This window comes from Bacillus cereus group sp. BfR-BA-01311 (assembly GCF_022664295.1).
In the GTDB taxonomy this organism is placed as follows: domain Bacteria; phylum Bacillota; class Bacilli; order Bacillales; family Bacillaceae_G; genus Bacillus_A; species Bacillus_A cereus.
The window spans coordinates 144,534-164,404 of sequence record NZ_JAKUHC010000005.1 but is presented as its reverse complement, the minus strand read 5'-3'; the positions used below and the strand labels follow the sequence as shown (position 1 = coordinate 164,404).

Here is a 19,871-nt window from a genome sequence, read left to right as displayed (position 1 = left end):
AACGGTATTAGATGATGGGCCTCCATATAATTTTTTCGGCTGGCTCCCGATACAAATGTTTCATGTGTGTCATCTATTTCACATTTAAATTCTGCCTGTTTAATAGCTTGTTTAGCTTTTTTCGGATCACGAGGCCATACTTCCCTACCAGATTCCATTTTAGTTTTTTTCGATTTTCCGATTTCTCTTCTTCTGCAATCTTTACTTTACTAAAATCCGAATCAATATTAGTAAATCCTTGTGGTGTATGGTTCAATTTGTAGCCAAAGAAAGCTGCGAATTCGATTGCTTTAATGTTCACAGGTTTTAGGTCCTTAATAAAATAGATGTATTCCCAAGTTTCATCATTATCGTTTGTTTTCTAAATTTTTCTAGCCACATCTGGGTTATGAGTCTTAGCAAAAATTGTCCCGAAAAACTTAAATTCCCCTTTAGAATATGCTAAAATCCCGTCACCCTCTTTTAACTTTTCCCATCTATCAACATTTGAAGAACCAGGAGTTGCTCCCCACATACATACATTCTCATGTAATTCATTATCTTTAAGTTTAGTTACTGTATCGGCATCTAAATCTGCTAAACATGTAGAAATAGGATATGTTTTTTCAATAGTAGCTTCCAAATTTTTTATAGCACTATCTTTACTTGCAGTAAAAAGATATAACATATTTAATTCCACCTTTTTTAAATTTCATTATATTTCTTTTTAGAGTCTCGAGATTTCTCTACTGGATATTTTTTATTATTTTTTCTATTTTGTTTATAATAATCTCTTCTAAGTCAATATCCAATTGATCTGCCAACTCATCTTTCATGTCTTCTTTTTTTGTTTCTACAGCTTCCTCACTGCTTTTCCACTGAAAATTCTCCAACAACTCACTCGCCTCTAAAGAAAGAGAAATAGCTAAATCTTTAGGATTGTGGAACTGCTTCCAGTTCCTATCATCCCGAAATTTTAGGACTTTCTCTAAAATAGTTTGATTCATTTTTTGAATCCCCCAGTTACTTTTCATTGGTAAACTCTTCTATTTATCAGGTAAACTATCATAAAAACGTTCAATGGCCGCTACTAAAACTAAATCTTCTAAATGAGCAGTTTTAGGGTTGTTTATTTTTAAAAACATCAAAAATGCCAAATCCCTTATATCACAAAGGATTTGGCATTTTTAAGTATCTAGAACACTCGCTAAGTTTAAGGAGAACTTAACAGACATGCGTCCGGCATAATGCCATGTCCACACCCAAGAATCGGTTACATAAAATAACGTATCTAACATGGGAAGTCTATTGGTCTTTTCCCCTTATAGTAACACTCTCTTCTACTAAGACCTTTTCTTTCTAGGGCCTACAATTAATTTAATCGCTGTTCTTTCTTCATTATTGATAGAAATCTCTTGAAATGCTGGTACGAAGGCTAAGTCAATACCACTTGGAGCGACGAACCCTCTTGCAATCGCAATTGCTTTAATCGCTTGATTTATAGCTCCAGCCCCAATCGCTTGAATTTCCACATTACCACTTGTTCTTAGTACACCCGCTATTGCACCCGCGACTGAATTTGGGCTTGATTTTGAAGATACCTTTAATATATTTTCCATGTAAGTTGCTCCCTCTATTATTTAATCTCTCTTTCGTTACAATTTTAAATATTTTAGCGTATCTTTAATTACTATTCACACCAAAAACAAACGATGCTTCATATGTACATTATTCTATATTTTCTGACTTCTTCCTGCTCAGCTACGCAAATAAAAAAATAAACTGAATAACCTAATATACATACAGTTAAATGCCATAACTTCACCAAATGATAACATCCATACAGCGAAAGATAATATTGCTGTTTGTCAGACGAAATTAATATAGTAAAGTGAAACTTTAATGAGTGGGGGTTTTGTTCATCCCCACCTAACTTCTTTGCTTTCGCTGAATTTTGAGATGGGAGTCTTACTGCTCGGAAAATAGCGGGATAAACGGTTCCTCGTTACTTCAATCTATTTAGAAATTCCATTTATTTTTCTATCAAATTATGAACCTTATCATCTTCAAAAGGTGTTACAGGTAATACCCAAATACTACATTTCATCATTTGACCACTTTATATTCCACATCTATCTCCTTTTATACTACAAGCATACACGCCAATTGTGATTCACCTTCATAAACTACTATGTGGTTTAAATTTATTAAGAATAGGAGGTAATATATTGGGTTCATACTATCATTCTTCAAACTCGTATAAAAAATGTTCATGTGACCATTCACATAAACGAAGCTGTCCTGCATACGGAACTTTTTGGCAAACTGAATTTATAACTGTTCCTTTTGGCGATCCTTTTCCATTTAATCACGTTGGACCTTTAGCTGGAGGTGTTTCCTTACTAAATCCCACTACTATACACTTTAGACAAGCTGGTGATTATAGAGTTTCGTTCATTTCCAGTATTAATACTACTTTAAATCCTGTATTTCCACATATCCCAGTCATAACCATATTTTTAAATAACAATCCACTTGCTAATAGTCAAGGTGACTTCGCTATTCAAATGAATACTTCATCAAATAACGAATGTCTTCAACTTGTTGGCGAAACGATTGTTACAGTGCCTGCTAATTCAACTCTTCAACTTAGAAATAATAGTGGTTTTAATCGTCAAAGTATTGCAACTTGTGACAATGGTATAAATTCAGTTGAATTAACAGTTACAAAACTAAGTTAATATTATTTCTTTACATTCAGATGCTATTTCAGCATCTTTTTTTATTGAATAACAGTTTTCTTCGACTTTTATTATCTTTCATCACGCAAAAAAGTGCAGAATTCTTTCTAACACAAGATTTCTGCACTTTTTTATTATACTTATTTATTCTTCCTTATTTCTCTACATAAACCGACTTAACAATCGTACGATTATATGATTTTCCTTCTTTATTCATCCCTTTTATATCCATCGTAACGTTATATACTCCCGGTTGTTTTATATCTTTCAAAGCACCTGTAAATGTATTCGTATTAACATTTTGTAATTCATTAAATTCAGAGACTAACTTACCTTCTTTATTAACGACTCTTACTGTTATGGAAAGATCCCCTTTCATTTCAGGTGCTACAGGTGATTTTTTCAGTTTATACTCAGGTTTATTTACTTTAACTTTTGTAGGCATTTGAAGAACAAATGGCGCGCCATCCTTGTAATCGCTTACAACTAAATATGCATCTTTCGACTGCTTCGCCATCATTTTGATTTTCCATTCGCCTACTTCCAATTTATCAAACTTAAATGTTCTAATTGTCGCCCCATTAAAGAAAGATTCGCCTTCACTAGTAGTTATAGCGCTATCTTTATTTGCATAGATTTTTCCTTTTGGAGATACCATTTGTACTTCAACATCAGAAGAAGCAGTTAGTACAGAAACTATTCCTTCAGCCTTTTTATCAACAGAAATACTTTGCTCTATCCACTGATTTTGTGGTAATTCGCCTCCTAAAATATTTTGATTTGAAGTTGTATTTAATTGTTCTAGATTTTCATTTGAACTAGTGCTGGATGCTACTAAAGCTGGTAATCCCACATTTGTCGTACGTAAATATGGTTCAATTCGTGCAAAAACAGCTGATCCTTTTCTTATATTGTCATGATCAAATCTGAAATCTGTAAATAAATGTGTACCGTACGATAGCTTGGCACTCCATTCATTTACTAGTCCATCATTTGAACCGTACGATGATAAATATACCCCACCCATAGATAATGCAGAAAATGTTGGCCCCCAGCTAGTTCCAGTAGCCGTATAGTAACGGTTTAATTTAGCTGCTGGGTTGTTATCTATTATTGAACGAAACTTTGCCATTTCACCTATTTGTAACGAGTACGTACCATCATCTTTTTGACCTAATATAGAAGCAAGCCACCCTGCCCACCAACTATATGACAAATCTGCTAAATTTGAGCCGTGATGCGGTGTAGCAAGTGTAATAACATTTCCAACAAATCGATTCGCACCATATTCAACTAATGCGGCTTGTGTATCAATACCACCTTTACTATGCGCTACAATATTAACTTTTTTACCGAAATGATTATATATTTCTTCCAGTTTTTGTGCTAACAATTTTCCGTTATCCCACTGACTAGCCGAACCTTTCCCCGCAGCATCATACAATTGTATAAACACTGTTTGATAGCCTGCTTTTAAAGCATAATCATACATATCATTTATATCATGATATACTGTCTTTCCATACCAACTATCAGCATTACCATTTCTTCCTTGTACAAAGAGAATTGGCGGTTTATTCTCATCATAATTAGCAGGTTTTTGGCCTAAAAACCATTCTCCAGGTGTGAATACTTCTGTATCAGGAAACCCCTTTCCAAGCTCTTTTACAACTTCTGCCTGTACATTTGTGCTAATCGTTGGAGCCATGATAAAAAATACAATTAGTAAGGCCACACATCTTCTCATCAGTCGCATATTACTCCCCCTATTTTTTTGAAAGAAGGTGTTCTTTATAATATTTTATATTTTCCCTTCCTTAATAATAGCTAATCTTTTATTTTAAAAAGATGTTAGCCCTATTTTTAGAAGGTTACTAGTTGTATACCCTCTTTCTTAACTCTCGTTATTCTCTTTGTTTCTACCTCTTCCTTTTGATAGAATACGACAAAAAAGTTTCTCAATAATTGTTTACTTAGCTACATCCAGATATTTTTCAAATCAATATTGTTTATATAAAGCATACAAATCTTGAAAAAATTTTAGTAAAAAAACATTTTATTACTAGTTAGTTATTTAAAAATATAATAAAGATCTGTACTTTCTTTTCATTAAATACAAACTAATTTTAAAGGAGCTTATATTATAAGACTTTCCTACGATTAAAAATTAAACTGAAATTTCAGAAAAAACAATCACATTTCCAGAAACATATATTATGATAATTTCCGCGCACTTGAATTAACTTTTTAGAAGTACTAACCTATCGGTGAGCAGAAGAAAATTCTGTAAAAAGAAAGGAGAATACTTTATGATGACCAATTTACAAAAGGAGTTTTTTAAACGCTTAAAAATTCCTGCAAAAGAAATAACATTTGATGATTTAGATGAAATTCTCTTAAAAATGGGAATGATTCTCCCCTATGAAAATCTTGATATTATGGCAGGTACTATTAAAAATATCTCAAAAGATAACTTAATAGAAAAGTTACTTATTCAAAAACGAGGTGGACTTTGTTATGAATTAAACTCCTTATTGTATTATTTTTTAATTGATTGTGGGTTTCAAGTATACAAAGTAGCCGGTACTGTTTATGATCTGTACGATAATAAATGGAAACCCGATGATGGTCATGTCATTATCATATTAAGTCATGAGGATAAAGATTATGTTGTGGATGCAGGTTTTGCATCTCATCTCCCTTTACATCCAGTCCCTTTTAACGGAGAAGTCATCTCCTCTCAAACAGGAGAATATCGAATTCGTAAGCGAAATACTCGAAAAGGTACGCATATTTTAGAAATGAGAAAAGGAGCTAACGGGGAATCTACAAGTTTCTTACAATCTGAACCTTCAAACGAATGGAAAATAGGCTATGCTTTCACTGTAGATCCAATAGATGAGAAAAAAGTGAATAACATTCAAAAAGTGATTGTAGAGCATAAAGAATCTCCTTTTAATAAAGGGGCTATCACTTGTAAATTAACTACTTATGGTCACATATCATTAACAAATAAAAATTATACAGAAACCTTTAAAGGCACTAAAAATAAACGACCAATAGAATCTAAAGATTATGCTCGCATTCTTCGTGAATCTTTTGGAATAACGCAAGAGAAATATGTAGGAAAAACACTAGAAAGAGGTTAGTTGACTACAAGTACTTCATAATAAAGCAGATTCTATATTTAGAATCTGCTTTATTTTATACTTTGTTATAAATTAATTTAATTTTGTTGTTACCCTTTAATTTTCAATTATATATTCATCATCATATTTATCGTATTGTAACCCTTTCCCTATCTTTGATTCTGTAACTTGATCTCTTAAAAACGGTGCAGCATCCATTTTGCTAGTTGCAATTTCAATTCCATATTTTTTCGTTAAATAAGCTAACTCTAGTAAAAACCACTCTCTTCGCAATGTAACTGGAATATCAAATGTTTTTCTTTTCATATATAATAGCACCTCTTTTATTTTCATAACTTAAAAACATCACTGGATGCACTTATTAAAACTACCTTTCACCGCTAACATCCAATGAAACATTATAGTATATGCATGTCCATTTCAAACGTGCTATCACAAATATGATATTTAAGTTTACATAATTATATTATGTAATAGTAGAAAAGGAAGGCATGTCCCTTCCCCTTCTACTATAGAGATTTAAATTAAGAACATCTTGGTACACCTAAAGCTAAAAATAAACCTGCTACTCCCGCAGTAATCGGTACTTTTAACGTAATAACATCGTCTACCTTCGTTACTAAAAAGTAAGCATTACCTTCTTGTAATATACAAGTTACCAACAATTGAAATTCCATTCAAATCTCCTCCTTTCAATCGATATACTATAATTTATGAAATCTCTTTCAAAACGTAATAGGAAATATATCTATTTTTCCTTATATACAAAATAAATGTTTATAAGTCTAGTAAAAATATTAACTTTCTAAATTTATATAAAACGTGTAATATCCAATAAGTTCCTATATAATCAATAAGAAGAATCTTACAAATCGAGGTATGAAAATGACGATTTTAAGTAATATTGGTGCAGCTTTATTTTTTATTGCTTTTATTCTTTTAATCTTATGTATTATTTCATTCTTTAAGAAAAATGGAAAAGCAAAACAATATGGACGTCCTACCGTTATTCTTTTTATGATTTCTATTATATTAATAACGGCCAGTACAACAAAATCGGAACACCCCGTCGTCGAGTTTTTTTCTACTTTAAGTTTCATTCTATTTATATTCTTCCTTGTTCTAGCAATCTTATCTGTTATTAAGAAAACAGGTGTAGCGAAAAAACAATTTATTATTACAGCCGTATTATTTGTCATTTTTGTTGCGCTATCAGGTATTTCAGATTCTTCTTCTGAAAAAACGACAGCAACTAGTACAAAAGTTGCTTCTAACAATGAAGAACAGAAAGATAGCGAAAAGAAAAAAGAGGCGGACGAAAAAACTCAAAAGCAAGAAGATGAGAAGCGTCTAGCCGATGAACAAGCTCGTAAGCAAGAGGATGAAAAACGCCAGGCTGATGAACAAGCTCGTAAACAACAAGAGGAACAAAAACGTCAGGCTGGTGAACAAGCTCGTAAACAACAAAAAGAGCAAAAACGCCTAGCTGATGAGCAAGCTCGTAAGCAAGAGGATGAAAAACGCCAGGCTGATGAACAAGCTCGTAAGCAACAAGAAGAGCAAAAAGCACAGCAAGCTCAAACACAACCTGCTTCAGGAAATACTAGTAGTGCATATTACAAAAATTGTGCCGCAGTTAGAGCTGCCGGGAAAGCTCCTCTATATAAAGGACAACCAGGTTATGACTCACATCTTGATCGTGATGGCGATGGAGTTGCATGTGAAAAATAGTAGTAAAAAAGAAGCTTCTAGTAAGCTTCTTTTTTATTATCAGAAACTATTATGACGAATTCCCTCTCCCTCTTCCTTTTATAAAACTCATTTGATTATCCTTAAAATTGACACATTATAAGTGATTTCAATCACCACATTGTTTTTCATTTATTGCTATTCTTAATTTAGATATTACATTCAAACTTTATGGAGGCATTCATATGGAACATACATTTACTGAAACTTCTATTGTCGGTGAGATTGTTACACAATTTCCAAAAGCTAGTAATCTTTTTAAATCATATAGAATAGACTTTTGTTGTGGTGGTAATAAACCACTTATTGATGCAATTGATGAAAGAAATTTATCAGCAACAGAAGTACTTACAGAATTAAATACGCTTTATCATAATACGAAACGATTAAATGAATCTGAAATTGATTGGAAAAATGCTTCTTATCGTGAATTGATTGATTATGTTATAAATAAGCATCATCGCTATTTAAATGAAGAATTACCACAGTTAAGTCCGTATGTGACGAAAGTATTACGCGTCCACGGAGCAAGTCAGCCTCACTTAGCTCAAATTCATAAGCTATTTCACGAATTAAAGATGGAATTAGAACAGCATTTAATTAAAGAAGAAACAGAAGATTTCCCATTAATTTTAGAATTTGAACAAAATCCAATTGACGAAAACTATGTGAAATTACGTAAAATAGTAGATGAGTTGGAAAATGAACATAACCACGCAGGCAACATTATTAAAGAACTTCGTAAAGTTACAAATGACTTTACTCCTCCAGAAGGAGCTTGCGGTACTTATCGACTTGTTTACCAACGTCTTGAAGCGCTAGAGTCTGATTTATTTGAGCACATTCATTTAGAAAATAATATTTTATTTCCACGTGCCATTACGAGAGCATAAATAAAGAGCAGGACATGAGTATACATACTTATGTCCTGCTCTTTCATTTGGTAAAGACTATACACATCCCTCTCGAATAAATCCGAATTTTAACAATTTGTGAATCATTATAAAAATGTGATAAACATCACATCTCTTCCTTTTTTGATTTTCTATAATAAAAACATAATCCTTTGTTCAACATTTCACAGAAAAAGGGGAAACGAAAATGAAAAAACGTTTAGTTATGATCGGAAATGGTATGGCTGGCATACGCTGTATGGAAGAAATATTAAAACATGATAGTGATTCATATGAGATTACTATTTTTGGAGATGAACCTCATCCAAACTACAACCGTATTATGCTCTCTCATGTTTTACAAGGCAAAACAAATATGCAAGATATCATTATGAATGAATACAGTTGGTATGAAGAAAACGAAATAACTTTGTATACAAATGAAAAAGTTCAAAGTATTAACCGAGAAGAAAAAATTATTATTACAGAAAAGAATCGTACTCTTACATATGACAAACTCATTATCGCAACAGGTTCTAGTGCTTTTATTTTGCCTGTAGAAGGTTCCACTCTCCCTGGTGTAACAGGATTTCGAACAATTGAAGATACACAATTTATGATTGATACCGCTAATGAAAAGAAAAAGGCTGTTGTCATTGGTGGTGGGTTACTTGGTTTAGAAGCCGCAAGAGGTCTTATTGACTTAGGGATGGACGTACATGTTGTTCATTTAATGCCAAACTTAATGGAGCAACAACTAGATACGAAAGCAGCTTCTCTTCTGCGCGAAGATTTAGAAGCGCAAGGCATGAAATTTCTAATGGAAAAGAAAACTGTAAAAATTCTTGGTACAGACCATGTTGAGGGCATTCAATTTGAAGATGGTGAAGTTGTAGATTGTGATTTAATCGTAATGGCTGTCGGAATACGCCCAAATACGCAAATAGCAAAAGATGCTGGTTTAATTGTAAATCGCGGTATTGTAGTCAATGACTATATGCTAACAAATGATGAGTCCATTTATGCAGTTGGAGAATGTGCAGAGCATGACGGTATCGCATATGGACTTGTTGCTCCTCTTTATGAACAAGGTGCGATACTAGCAAAACATATAACAAATTTACAAACTGATGGATATTCGGGCAGTATCGTCGGTACGCAATTAAAAGTTGCAGGTTGTGATTTATTCTCTGCTGGTCAAATTTATGAAGATGATCAAACGAAAGCAATATCAATCTTTGATGAATGTAAACGTTCCTATAAAAAAGTATTAATTCGTGATAATAAAGTCGTCGGTATCGTTTTATATGGTGACACAGCTGACGGTACACGTCTCTTTAGCATGTTAAAGAAGGAAGAAGATATACAAGAATATACACCAGCTTCCCTTCTTCACAAAGCTGGTGAAGAAAGTGAATTTGACGTTGCTACAATGAGTGCGGATGACACGATTTGTGGATGTAATGGTGTTACGAAAGGTTCAATCGTTCACGCCATTTTAGAACAAGAGTTAACGACTTTTGAAGAAGTTAAAGGCTGTACGAAAGCCGCAGGTTCTTGTGGTAAATGTCGTCCACTTGTGGAACAAGTTTTATCTCATACACTTGGAGATGCTTTTGATGCCTCAGCGCAATCTGCCGGTATGTGTGGATGTACACCTTTATCCCGTGATGAAGTCGTAGCAGCCATTCACGAGAAAGGCTTAAAATCTCCAAAAGAAGTACGAAATGTTCTTGGTTTTGCACATGAAGACGGCTGTTCGAAATGCCGCCCTGCTTTAAACTACTATTTACGTATGGCGATTCCAGAAGAATATGAAGATGATAAATCGTCCCGTTTCGTTAATGAAAGAATGAATGGTAACATCCAGCACGATGGTACATTCTCTGTTATTCCACGTATGTACGGAGGCGTTACAACAGCTGATGATTTAATGAAAATTGCTGAAGTTGCGAAAAAGTACGATGTTCCTCTTGTGAAAATTACAGGTGCAAGCCGAATCGGCTTATATGGTGTTAAGAAACAAGATTTACCTAACATATGGGCTGACTTACATATGACTTCGGGATATGCATATTCAAAATCGCTTCGTAATGTAAAATCATGTGTTGGTTCTCGCTTCTGCCGTTTCGGTACGAAAGATTCATTAGGACTTGGTATGCTCCTTGAACAATCATTAGAAATGGTAGATACACCTCATAAAATGAAGATGGGTGTAACGGGCTGTCCGCGTAACTGTGCGGAAGTACTGACGAAAGATTTTGGCGTTGTTTGTGTCGAAAATGGATTCCAACTTTATATTGGCGGAAATGGTGGTACAGAAGTACGTGAAGCTGATTTTGTAATGATTGTCCCTACTGAAGATGATGTCCTTCGCATCGCTGCAGCTTACATGCAATATTATCGTGAAACTGGTATTTACGGAGAGCGTACCGCCTACTGGACAGAACGTTTAGGCTTCGATCACATAAAAGAAATACTACAAGATGCAAGTATGGTTACTACGTTAAATGAACGTTTCCAAACAGCTCGTAGAACATATACGGAAGCATGGGGACAAGCACTAGAAACGAAATCATTAAAAGCGATGTATGAAGTAGAAACTGTGAAATAAGGAGCTGTGATCTAAATGATACACACGAAAGAAAAAATAAAAGTTATGCGTGCGGAAGATCTTGCTATTCAAATCGGTAAAGAAGTGCAAATGAAAGGTATGTCTATCGCCCTATTCCGCCTTTCAAATGGCGATATTCGAGCTGTAGAAAATCGTTGTCCTCATAAAAACGGACCGTTAGCAGAAGGGATTGTGTCTGGAGAATTCGTCTTTTGTCCACTGCATGATTGGAAAATCTCACTACTAACAGGTGAAGTTCAAAAACCTGATGACGGCTGTATTCAAACATACGAAGTAGAAGTTATTGACGGTGACATTTATTTATACATGTAATTTTCGAAAGGAAGCCTCCTCTGGCTTCCTTTTAAATAAAAATTGATGAGGTGCAATTATGAACGGATATGTATATTTAGTTGGTGCAGGACCAGGTGATGAAGGGCTTATTACAAAAAAAGCGATAGAGTGTTTAAAACGTGCAGATATTGTTTTATATGACCGTTTACTAAACCCTTTCTTTCTTAGCTATACAAAACAAACATGTGAACTTATGTATTGCGGAAAAATGCCAAAGAATCATATTATGCGACAAGAAATAATTAACGCACACCTTCTTCAATTTGCGAAAGAGGGCAAAATTATTGTCCGATTAAAAGGCGGAGATCCATCTATTTTTGGCCGTGTTGGTGAAGAAGCAGAAACTTTAGCAGCAGCAAATATTCCATATGAAATTGTACCAGGCATTACATCTAGCATCGCCGCTAGTAGCTATGCAGGTATTCCCCTCACCCACCGTGACTACAGTAATAGTGTCACTTTATTAACCGGACATGCAAAAGGTCCCTTAACCGATCATGGAAAATATAATTCATCTCACAATAGCGACACGATTGCCTACTACATGGGTATAAAAAACTTACCTACAATTTGTGAAAACTTACTACAAGCAGGAAAAAAAGAAGATACGCCAGTAGCAGTCATTGAATGGGGTACAACTGGTAAACAGCGCGTTGTCACAGGGACACTGTCTACCATTGTTTCTATTGTCAAAAACGAAAATATTTCTAATCCTTCTATGACAATTGTTGGTGATGTTGTTACTTTGCGGAATCAAATCTCTTGGAAAGAACGTAAACCATTGCACGGCAAGAAAGTTTTATTTGCAGCTGCAACAAATAAAAAAAGCGCAATAAAGCAAAAGTTACAAGAGTCCGGTGCAGAAATATATCAAATTCCAACTTTCAAAAAGAAAGAATACACAGTAACCTCTGAACAAATCAATAAGATTTTTAACGTTGATCGTCTTGTATTTTGTTCCGCTGACAGTGTAGACATCTTAATGCAATCATGCAGTAAATATCATAAAGATATTCGTTCCTTACAGGCAGAACTTCAGTATATGAACCTTTCTATTCAAGAAAAGCTCATGCAATATGGATTGTTCAGTAAACCTGCGCAATTTTCTTCGAATTCAACGATTTATTTAGGACGAAACATTAACCGAATTGCTGTTATTCAAGAAAAAATTGGTGCTGGTTCCTATATGATGACTCATGAGTACACAATTGATCATCGCTTCGATGAAATTCATTCACGTATTCTTTCTGAATTCTCATGGGATAGCATTGTATTTGAAGGTCGTGCTTCTATTGATACGTTTCTAGCAGAAATAAAACGCCTTGGCTTTATCAATATTCTTACTCTCCCATTCTCGTATACCCGACGTTCCAACTTTACACTATGCAAATAAAGTTGGGTTTCATAACGTAGATCATCAATTACAAGAAACTCTTATGAAGAAAGACATGGTGAGACAATGAAAGGAATTGTATATGTTGGACATGGAAGCCGGCTACAAGAAGGTAATGAACAATTCATTCAATTTATTCAATCTGTTATGAAAGAGCGAAACGAAAGAATTCAAAAAATAGCTTTTCTAGAACTAACGACACCTACTATTTCGGATGCAGTTACAGAAACGATAATAGAGGGAGTAACTGAAATAATGATTGTACCTGTTTTATTATTTGCAGCAGCTCACTATAAACGTGATATTCCTTTGGAGATAGCGAAAATGAAAAATCAATATCCACATATCTCATTTTCAGTTGTACAACCTTTTAGTACGCATCCGCATATGGTTGAACTTGTAGTGAAAAGAATACGTGAAACTATGCCAATGCAAGGTAGTAGTGTTTTACTCGTAGGGAGAGGTAGTAGTGATTTTCAGCCGATACATGAGTTACAACAAATCGGAGCAGCTGTCGAACAAAAACTCAGTCTACCAGTATCATGCTCCTTTTTAACGAAAGGAACGCCCTCTTTTACTGCTGAGCTAAAGACTATAACATCAACTGCATCCCATGTATATGTCATGCCCTACCTTCTCTTTACCGGATTATTGCTTCAAAAAATTAAGTTGTATACAAAAAAATACGATCACGTGACGACTTGTAATTGCCTACAGTTTGATACATATATGAAATTAACATTGTTAGAACGAATGGAGGAATGCATATATGTATAACATGTACCCCCTTATGTTTAATCTGCAAAATAAAGTGGTCGTTATCATTGGTGGAGGTAAAATTGCATATCGAAAAGCGTCTGGATTAAAAGATACAGGCGCTTTCGTCACCGTTATTAGCCCCGAGATTTGCGAGGAAATGAAAGAACTTCCTTATATTACTTGGAAGCAAAAAACTTTTAGTAATGATGATATTAAAGATGCTCATCTAATTTATGCAGCTACAAATCAACATGCTGTAAATATGATGGTCAAACAGGCCGCTCATGATTTCCAGTGGGTTAACGTTGTAAGTGATGGTACAGCATCATCGTTTCACACACCTGGCGTTATACGAAATGATGAATATGTTGTCACTATTTCGACTTCAGGTAAGGACCCATCGTTTACGAAGCGTATGAAACAGGAATTAACTTCTGTCCTTCCTAAACTTATAAAAAGACTTTCTCTTACTCATAAAATGTAATCTATCACTTAGCTAAAATAGGAATTAACTGTGAACAAACGTTTTTTAGAGGCGTTTGTTCTTTTTGCTTTAGTTTCGTTTTTTAGGATCAGACAAACAATTGGACAAGAATCTGTGAAGAAAAATAACGGCAACAATTACGGACAAAAAAGCAGTTGCTTGAGAGCAACTGCTTCAATACAGGTTTTATATTGGATATTCATTCAACCAAATTAGCGCTTGTTCATAATCATCAAAAAATCTCACAGATTCTTTCGTATTAGATTGTTGTAAATAATCCATTATCTCCCCCTCTTCAAGGAGAAATGCAATTGCCTTACTGTTATTCAAAATGATTTCATTGAAGAACTTCTCTTTCCATACTTTTTGAACAGAAAAATGATTTGGCGTGTATCCTTTTCTATCCACCAACAATTTGTATTTCCGCCCTTCAGAAATGAATTGCTGACAAACCTGCTCAAAACCATTAAACCATTCATACACATCATCTGTTTTTATATTGCCAACTAGATGGGTAACAATTATATCTCCTGAAACTGTTGTGCTGATATTCTGTTTACTCAACTTGGAATCCCCCTTAGTTACAATTTTGCGGAAAAACCGCATAAAATCAATAAAGAAAAATTTCTTACTTGACACTCCCACCCCACCGCTATCAAACTAAGCTCATGTAACGTCAATTATAAGCGAAATTGTGTCTTTTTTCGCTAAGCTACTTGATTATCAGACATGGTACAATTGTAAACGATACCCAATATATCATAGACTGTTTTCTTCTCATATCTATGGGATTTCCGCCATCATTTACCGCCTCAAATCTATTCGTTTTAACACGTATATTCAAAACAAAATATATGACAAATAAATAACGACAGTTACTGTAATAATGCTGAAAAGTGTTGAAAATAAAACGATTTGTGCATGTAATTCAGGCTCTATTTGATATTCCATAGCAATGGTTGATGTATTTCTTGAAGTAGGAAAAGAACTTGCAATAAATAACGATTGTGCAACAATACCATCGATGTTTAGTATGTATATTACGGCAAGTGCTAATAATGGTCCCATCAGTAACCTTCCAATTAAAGCCCATGTTATGACTCGATGGAAAAAATTAAGCTTAATGTTGGATAATTGTGCCCCTAGCAATATGAGTGCTATTGCAACAAAACCATTCGCAAGCTGATTAAGAGGAATAAAGATAGAATTAGGTATTTGAATTGTAAAAGATTGAAAGAAAACCCCTAATACGAGTGCATGAAATACAGGCAGTCTTAGAAATGATTGAATAATACCTCCGATTGTTTTTGTTGCTGATAGTAAGTTATATATCCCATATGAATAAGTTAAAAGATTCTGGAAAATAACAATAAAAATTTGAATGGAAACCCCCACTGGATTGTGACTGAAAATCAATTGACTTACTGGTAACCCATAATTACCGGAATTCATTAACGAAATGCTATTTTTTAGAGCTGCACTTTCTCCTTTTTCTAACTTTAATATTTTTGAAATGAAATGACTTACTATGATCAGACTCAGACTATAAAGCATTAAATAGTATATTATCTGGAGCAACAAACCTGTTTCTATACGAATATCATATATATTCACAAATACAGCCGCTGGCATTAAGCAATAAGTAATAAGTGTAGATAGCTGCTTTAAGTTAAATTGGAACTTTCTTTGTAAGATTGCACCAATTAGCATCAATATTAATATCGGTAATATTACGTCTAATATAATAAATACAAACATTTAAAACCTCATTCTAAATATATTTTAGTTGGATTAAACGCTTTACTAAATGTGGACACATTTCATTCATCGGAAAACACCCTTAGTTCTCAATAATCAGAAAACTGAAATCGATAATATGAAAATGCTCATCAAAAATTCTTATTTCATTTCCCTCCCCTCTCTTTTCTTTAACATATCAAATATAACTCATAAAGAAAATTATGGATTATTTATACAAATTCATAATTTTATCTTATTGAACTAAACTGTATTCTTTAGTGTAGTACTTTTTTCACAATATCCGTTAGCCTTACCAAAAAATTTGGCCCTAAAAAAATCTGATACTGCAGTTACTATGCGAAGAATACTTACATCAATCCCATACTTGTCGCTTAAACCACCTAACACACCTGATACTTGTTTATCTTGAGTGGACTTATATTTTTTTCATCTAAACATCCCGATTCAATTAAATATTTGCATTCTAAAAATGAGTTCGATCTTTAGAATAGATTTAAGATTTCCTTCACTAATCTACCCTTTAAATGAATAACTTTTGACTTCTATATTTTAAAATAAAATTCCATAAGCCTTCTGTTTTTCATTTTAAAAACACATTCTTATAGAAAACAAGCGTTTATTGAGATATCAATAAAAACATGTTGAAGCCTATTACTAAAAGAACCATCCCAATATACTTTGGGATGGTTCTTTTTCCTTATTAATGATTCTTTAACATCACTAACAATTTCTCTTGGCTATACATCCATACTGTAATGATTAAACAAGCAAGTGCGACTTCTGATAGCGCCATAAATCCAATTGCATAATGACCTGTTAATTGGAATAGTAATGTTAAAATTAGCGGTGGGAAGAATCCTCCTAGTCCACCTAAAGCTGATACGAGACCATTTACAATACCAGCTTGTTCTGAGAAATACATTGGAACGAGTTTGAAGATTGTACCATTACCAATCCCTGCACAAAATGCTACTAGTAAGCAACCAAATGTATACACGTTCATACTTGGCATAAACGATAAAATAATACCTGAAAGTGTTAAACCGATAAATACGAAGATTAATATTTTAAATGGATTAAACTTATCACCGAGCCAACCACCAATCGGGCGCATAATTGTTGCGAGTACGATGAATCCGGCTGTCCGCATACCTGCATCTACTTTCTCTAATCCGAAGTGAGATACTAGAAAGTTTGGTAAGTATACGGTAAATGCGACAAATGATCCGAATGTTAAAAAGTAAAAGATACATAAAAACCAAAGTTTCTCATTTTTATATACACCTTTTATTTGTTCCATTAGTGGTGTATTCACTTTTTTCTCTTTACGATCACCTAATAAAAAGTTCATAAGTGCAAACGCTGCAAGTAAAACTAAATAACATTGTACTGTCGTTCTCCAGCCAACTGAAGTTGCAATGACAGGTGCTAAAAACGAAGTAATTGCTGTTCCGGCGTTACCGACACCGTAAATACCATTTACAAAACCGTGACTCTCTTTCGGAAAGTATTTTGGTAAAGAAGTTACTCCTACAGAGAATACAGCACCACCGATTCCTACAAATAATCCACCAATAATTAAATCCATCATAGAATTGGCAACACTAATATAAAAAACAGGAAATAATAATAGAATAAAACTAATAAAGAATAATTTTCTTGCTCCGAAACGATTCGTCCAATAACCAATTGGAATACGAAGAATAGAGCCTAAAATAACAGGTACTGCTGTGACCATAGAAATTTGTCCCGCAGTTAATGGAATATCCGCTTTAATATAAGGCATTAATGATGATAAAATGACCCATACCATAAAACCGATAATTAGATTAGAAGTTTGTAAGCTTAATTGAAAATTAGGACTTTTCATCCTGTTCCCTCCTATGTATACATAGTTATATTCATTCTCTCCAGCCCAATCACGTCCTAACATCATTAGGCTGAAAAGAATCAACCACCACTTACTGGCGGAATCATTGCTACGACATCACCAATTTGGATGATGTCATCCTCATTTGCGTATTCTTCATTTATCGCGACCATAATCTCGTTTGAAATTGCTATGTTGTATTTCTTAGTGAGGACTTCCTTTAATTCCGCAACCGTAATATTTTCATAGTCTATATGCAAAGCCGGCTTACTTGCTCCTTCTTGCAAATGTGCAAATAATAGTACTTCAATCATATTCTCATCTCCTTTCCAGGCTCGCCATTACCATATGCTGTTTTCTCTAACTAATCACCAATCCATGATTCACCATCTTCCCAAAACTCTTTTTTCCAAATAGGAACAATTTGTTTTATACGCTCCATAATATATTCGTTCGCCTCATATGCAGCTTTCCGATGTAGTGTAGACACAGCGACAACGACAGCAAGATCAGAAATTTGTAATGTACCAATGCGATGTGTAATAGCGACATATGTCCCCGGCCAATTCTCTCCTACTTCAGTGCCAATTCTCTCAAGCTGTTTCTCCGCCATTGTCTTATAAGCTACATACTCTAAACAAAGTGTACGTCGACCTTTCGTAAATTCTCTAACAGTACCAATAAAAGTAGTAACCGCACCACACTCACGACGAATTACTTTGTTTGTAACTTCTTCAATTGAAATAGGTGTATCAATTACTTCATAATACGTATGTGTCATTTTGCACCTCTTATCTTTATATAAGTTAGCAACCTATTTTTCTATTACTTGTATGATCGAAGCGGTTCTTCCCACGGCCACTCACTTCCGTTGTTTGATTCTAATAACAGTACCGAAACAGTTATTCCTGCTTCAAATCCTCTCGTTCCCCCTGGCAAAACGATAAATGCATTCGCTTCTGCAAGTGAAGAAATTGCGCTAGATTTATCTAAACCAACTGGTGTAACTTGTAATTGCCCATCTACAATTTCCACTCTCCCTCTTACAAAACGAGTAAATGGGTTTGCTTTCGGAAAGTCTTTTTGTAAAATTGCCTCTGCACGATATATGTGCGAATCTTCCCTATGCAAGTATTTTCCAATCACTGGTCTAACATATAATTCACAACCGACATAACAAGCAGAAGGATTACCAGATAAACCAAATAGTAATTTTCCTTCTACCTCAGCTACAGTTGTCACACTTCCTGGTCGCATCGCTATTTTGTCAAAAAGTACATTAGCTCGTAATCTCTCATAGATGGCAGGTAAATAGTCATAGTCTCCTACTGAAACACCACCAGTTGTAATTAATATATCAACTTCTTTTATCGCCTTTTTTACAGTGTTATAACACGTCTCAAAATCGTCAGCGAATTGTCCATAATACCGTACAACTCCGCCTGCTCGTTCAATTTGCGCAGCTATCATATAGGAGTTACTATTTCGAATCTTCCCTGTCTTTAATTGTTCATGTACTTCAAGCAGTTCACTTCCTGTCGTTACAATTCCAATAACCGGCTGTTTTACAACGCGTACGGTACTATAACCAAACGTAGCAAGAAGTGCTGCTACTCCAGGATTAATAACAGTCCCTTTTTTCACCAGAATGCTATTTTGTTTTACATCTTCTCCTTTAAAAGAAATGTTATCCCCAGCAACAAAGGAGCGTTTCAATTTCATATAAGTCTTTTCGTTTTCTTCAAATCCTTCCGTTAGCTCTAACATAACTACTGTATTACACCCCGCAGGAATTGCCGCACCTGTCATAATACGGACAGCTTGAAATGCTTTCACATCTTCTGTAAAAACAAAACCTGCTCCAATTTCACCAATCACTTCAAACAGAATGGGATTACTGCTACTTGCTTCTTTCGTATCTTCTGCTCGAATCGCAAACCCGTCGTACGGAGAGCGATCAAAATGCGGGACATCATGATCTGCAATAACATCTTTTCCAAGCGTTCTACCGTAGCTTTCTATAAGAGAAACCTCTTCTGTTTCACCTTGATGAGCATATTTCATTACTCGTGCAACTGCTTCTGCCACTGGAATCGGTATACGTTTTGCTAACATTCTTTTTCAC

General features: G+C 34.4%; 21 protein-coding genes and 2 pseudogenes. 9 read left to right on the top strand and 14 right to left on the bottom strand.

The genetic code is table 11. The features are described from left to right. Positions 1-73: 73 nt before the first annotated feature. The 4 genes from MR136_RS14005 to MR136_RS13990 all read right to left on the bottom strand — a co-directional run bounded on the left by MR136_RS14005 (position 74) and on the right by MR136_RS13990 (position 1,598). Positions 74-301, bottom strand: a complete 228-nt coding sequence (locus MR136_RS14005; protein ID WP_242259518.1) for a hypothetical protein — start codon at positions 299-301, stop codon at positions 74-76. A gap of 60 nt (positions 302-361) precedes the next feature. Continuing rightward, positions 362-667 carry a hypothetical protein gene (locus tag MR136_RS14000; protein WP_000966109.1) on the bottom strand — a complete coding sequence of 102 codons (306 nt, stop codon included), beginning with the start codon at positions 665-667 and terminating at the stop codon, positions 362-364. A gap of 58 nt (positions 668-725) precedes the next feature. After that, positions 726-1,013 carry a nucleoside triphosphate pyrophosphohydrolase family protein gene (locus tag MR136_RS13995; RefSeq protein WP_002025705.1) on the bottom strand — a complete coding sequence of 96 codons (288 nt, stop codon included), beginning with the start codon at positions 1,011-1,013 and terminating at the stop codon, positions 726-728. Between the two features lie 309 nt (positions 1,014-1,322). Continuing rightward, positions 1,323-1,598, bottom strand: coding sequence for a stage V sporulation protein S (locus MR136_RS13990; RefSeq protein ID WP_000427801.1), 276 nt, complete (start codon positions 1,596-1,598; stop codon positions 1,323-1,325). A 609-nt stretch (positions 1,599-2,207) separates the two neighbouring features. On the opposite strand from MR136_RS13990, the gene MR136_RS13985 reads away from it, so the two are divergent. Then, positions 2,208-2,720, top strand: a complete 513-nt coding sequence (locus MR136_RS13985; protein WP_000536147.1) for a hypothetical protein — start codon at positions 2,208-2,210, stop codon at positions 2,718-2,720. Positions 2,721-2,874: 154 nt separating this feature from the next. Here MR136_RS13985 and MR136_RS13980 read toward each other — a convergent pair whose 3' ends face one another. Then, a complete protein-coding gene (locus tag MR136_RS13980) occupies positions 2,875-4,476 on the bottom strand; it encodes an esterase/lipase family protein (RefSeq protein ID WP_242259493.1) in 1,602 nt (533 codons plus the stop codon). Between the two features lie 553 nt (positions 4,477-5,029). Here MR136_RS13980 and MR136_RS13975 point away from each other — a divergent pair. Continuing rightward, complete coding sequence (locus MR136_RS13975) at positions 5,030-5,869, top strand: arylamine N-acetyltransferase family protein (protein ID WP_000988903.1); 840 nt, start codon at positions 5,030-5,032, stop codon at positions 5,867-5,869. A gap of 96 nt (positions 5,870-5,965) precedes the next feature. Here MR136_RS13975 and MR136_RS13970 read toward each other — a convergent pair whose 3' ends face one another. Together MR136_RS13970 and exsG are read right to left on the bottom strand one after the other, a co-directional pair. After that, positions 5,966-6,175 (bottom strand): hypothetical protein, encoded by a 210-nt coding sequence (locus MR136_RS13970; RefSeq protein ID WP_000824197.1) that lies wholly within the window; start codon positions 6,173-6,175, stop codon positions 5,966-5,968. A gap of 218 nt (positions 6,176-6,393) precedes the next feature. Then, positions 6,394-6,546, bottom strand: a complete 153-nt coding sequence (gene exsG, locus MR136_RS13965) for an exosporium protein ExsG (protein WP_000395679.1) — start codon at positions 6,544-6,546, stop codon at positions 6,394-6,396. A 208-nt stretch (positions 6,547-6,754) separates the two neighbouring features. On the opposite strand from exsG, the gene MR136_RS13960 reads away from it, so the two are divergent. The 7 genes and pseudogenes from MR136_RS13960 (at position 6,755) to MR136_RS13930 (ending at position 14,115) form a co-directional block, all read left to right on the top strand. Continuing rightward, entirely contained in the window at positions 6,755-7,600 is an 846-nt protein-coding gene (locus MR136_RS13960) for an excalibur calcium-binding domain-containing protein (RefSeq protein ID WP_242259492.1), read from the top strand. A gap of 203 nt (positions 7,601-7,803) precedes the next feature. Continuing rightward, on the top strand, positions 7,804-8,511 hold the full coding sequence (ric, locus tag MR136_RS13955) for an iron-sulfur cluster repair di-iron protein (protein WP_017673375.1): 708 nt from the start codon (positions 7,804-7,806) through the stop codon (positions 8,509-8,511). Between the two features lie 208 nt (positions 8,512-8,719). Next, positions 8,720-11,125, top strand: a complete 2,406-nt coding sequence (gene nirB / locus MR136_RS13950) for an NADPH-nitrite reductase large subunit (RefSeq protein ID WP_242259491.1) — start codon at positions 8,720-8,722, stop codon at positions 11,123-11,125. 15 nt (positions 11,126-11,140) lie between these two features. Then, positions 11,141-11,458, top strand: coding sequence for a nitrite reductase small subunit NirD (gene nirD, locus MR136_RS13945; RefSeq protein ID WP_000581982.1), 318 nt, complete (start codon positions 11,141-11,143; stop codon positions 11,456-11,458). A gap of 58 nt (positions 11,459-11,516) precedes the next feature. Continuing rightward, a pseudogene (locus MR136_RS13940) lies at positions 11,517-12,942 on the top strand (uroporphyrin-III C-methyltransferase). After that, positions 12,939-13,649 carry a sirohydrochlorin chelatase gene (locus MR136_RS13935; RefSeq protein WP_000676478.1) on the top strand — a complete coding sequence of 237 codons (711 nt, stop codon included), beginning with the start codon at positions 12,939-12,941 and terminating at the stop codon, positions 13,647-13,649. The pseudogene MR136_RS13940 and the gene MR136_RS13935 overlap by 4 nt, the downstream one beginning before the upstream one ends. Next, entirely contained in the window at positions 13,642-14,115 is a 474-nt protein-coding gene (locus MR136_RS13930; RefSeq protein WP_242259490.1) for a precorrin-2 dehydrogenase, read from the top strand. Before MR136_RS13935 ends, MR136_RS13930 begins: the two co-directional genes overlap by 8 nt. A 186-nt stretch (positions 14,116-14,301) precedes the next feature. Here the strand turns inward: MR136_RS13930 and MR136_RS13925 are convergent, their stop codons facing one another. The 7 genes and pseudogenes from MR136_RS13925 to MR136_RS13895 form a co-directional block, all read right to left on the bottom strand. Further along, a complete protein-coding gene (locus tag MR136_RS13925) occupies positions 14,302-14,721 on the bottom strand; it encodes an STAS/SEC14 domain-containing protein (protein ID WP_073339619.1) in 420 nt (139 codons plus the stop codon). 234 nt (positions 14,722-14,955) lie between these two features. After that, positions 14,956-15,873 (bottom strand): AEC family transporter, encoded by a 918-nt coding sequence (locus tag MR136_RS13920; protein ID WP_000497498.1) that lies wholly within the window; start codon positions 15,871-15,873, stop codon positions 14,956-14,958. A gap of 300 nt (positions 15,874-16,173) precedes the next feature. Beyond that, positions 16,174-16,302 (bottom strand): annotated as a pseudogene (locus MR136_RS13915) (PspC domain-containing protein); the annotation flags it as partial. 274 nt (positions 16,303-16,576) lie between these two features. Continuing rightward, positions 16,577-17,746 carry a nitrate transporter NarK gene (gene narK, locus MR136_RS13910; RefSeq protein ID WP_000841841.1) on the bottom strand — a complete coding sequence of 390 codons (1,170 nt, stop codon included), beginning with the start codon at positions 17,744-17,746 and terminating at the stop codon, positions 16,577-16,579. Between the two features lie 80 nt (positions 17,747-17,826). Further along, entirely contained in the window at positions 17,827-18,060 is a 234-nt protein-coding gene (gene moaD / locus MR136_RS13905; RefSeq protein ID WP_000573692.1) for a molybdopterin converting factor subunit 1, read from the bottom strand. A 50-nt stretch (positions 18,061-18,110) separates the two neighbouring features. Beyond that, positions 18,111-18,527, bottom strand: a complete 417-nt coding sequence (locus MR136_RS13900; protein WP_242259489.1) for a molybdenum cofactor biosynthesis protein MoaE — start codon at positions 18,525-18,527, stop codon at positions 18,111-18,113. 44 nt (positions 18,528-18,571) lie between these two features. Beyond that, positions 18,572-19,861 (bottom strand): molybdopterin molybdotransferase MoeA, encoded by a 1,290-nt coding sequence (locus tag MR136_RS13895; protein ID WP_242259488.1) that lies wholly within the window; start codon positions 19,859-19,861, stop codon positions 18,572-18,574. Positions 19,862-19,871 lie beyond the last annotated feature (10 nt).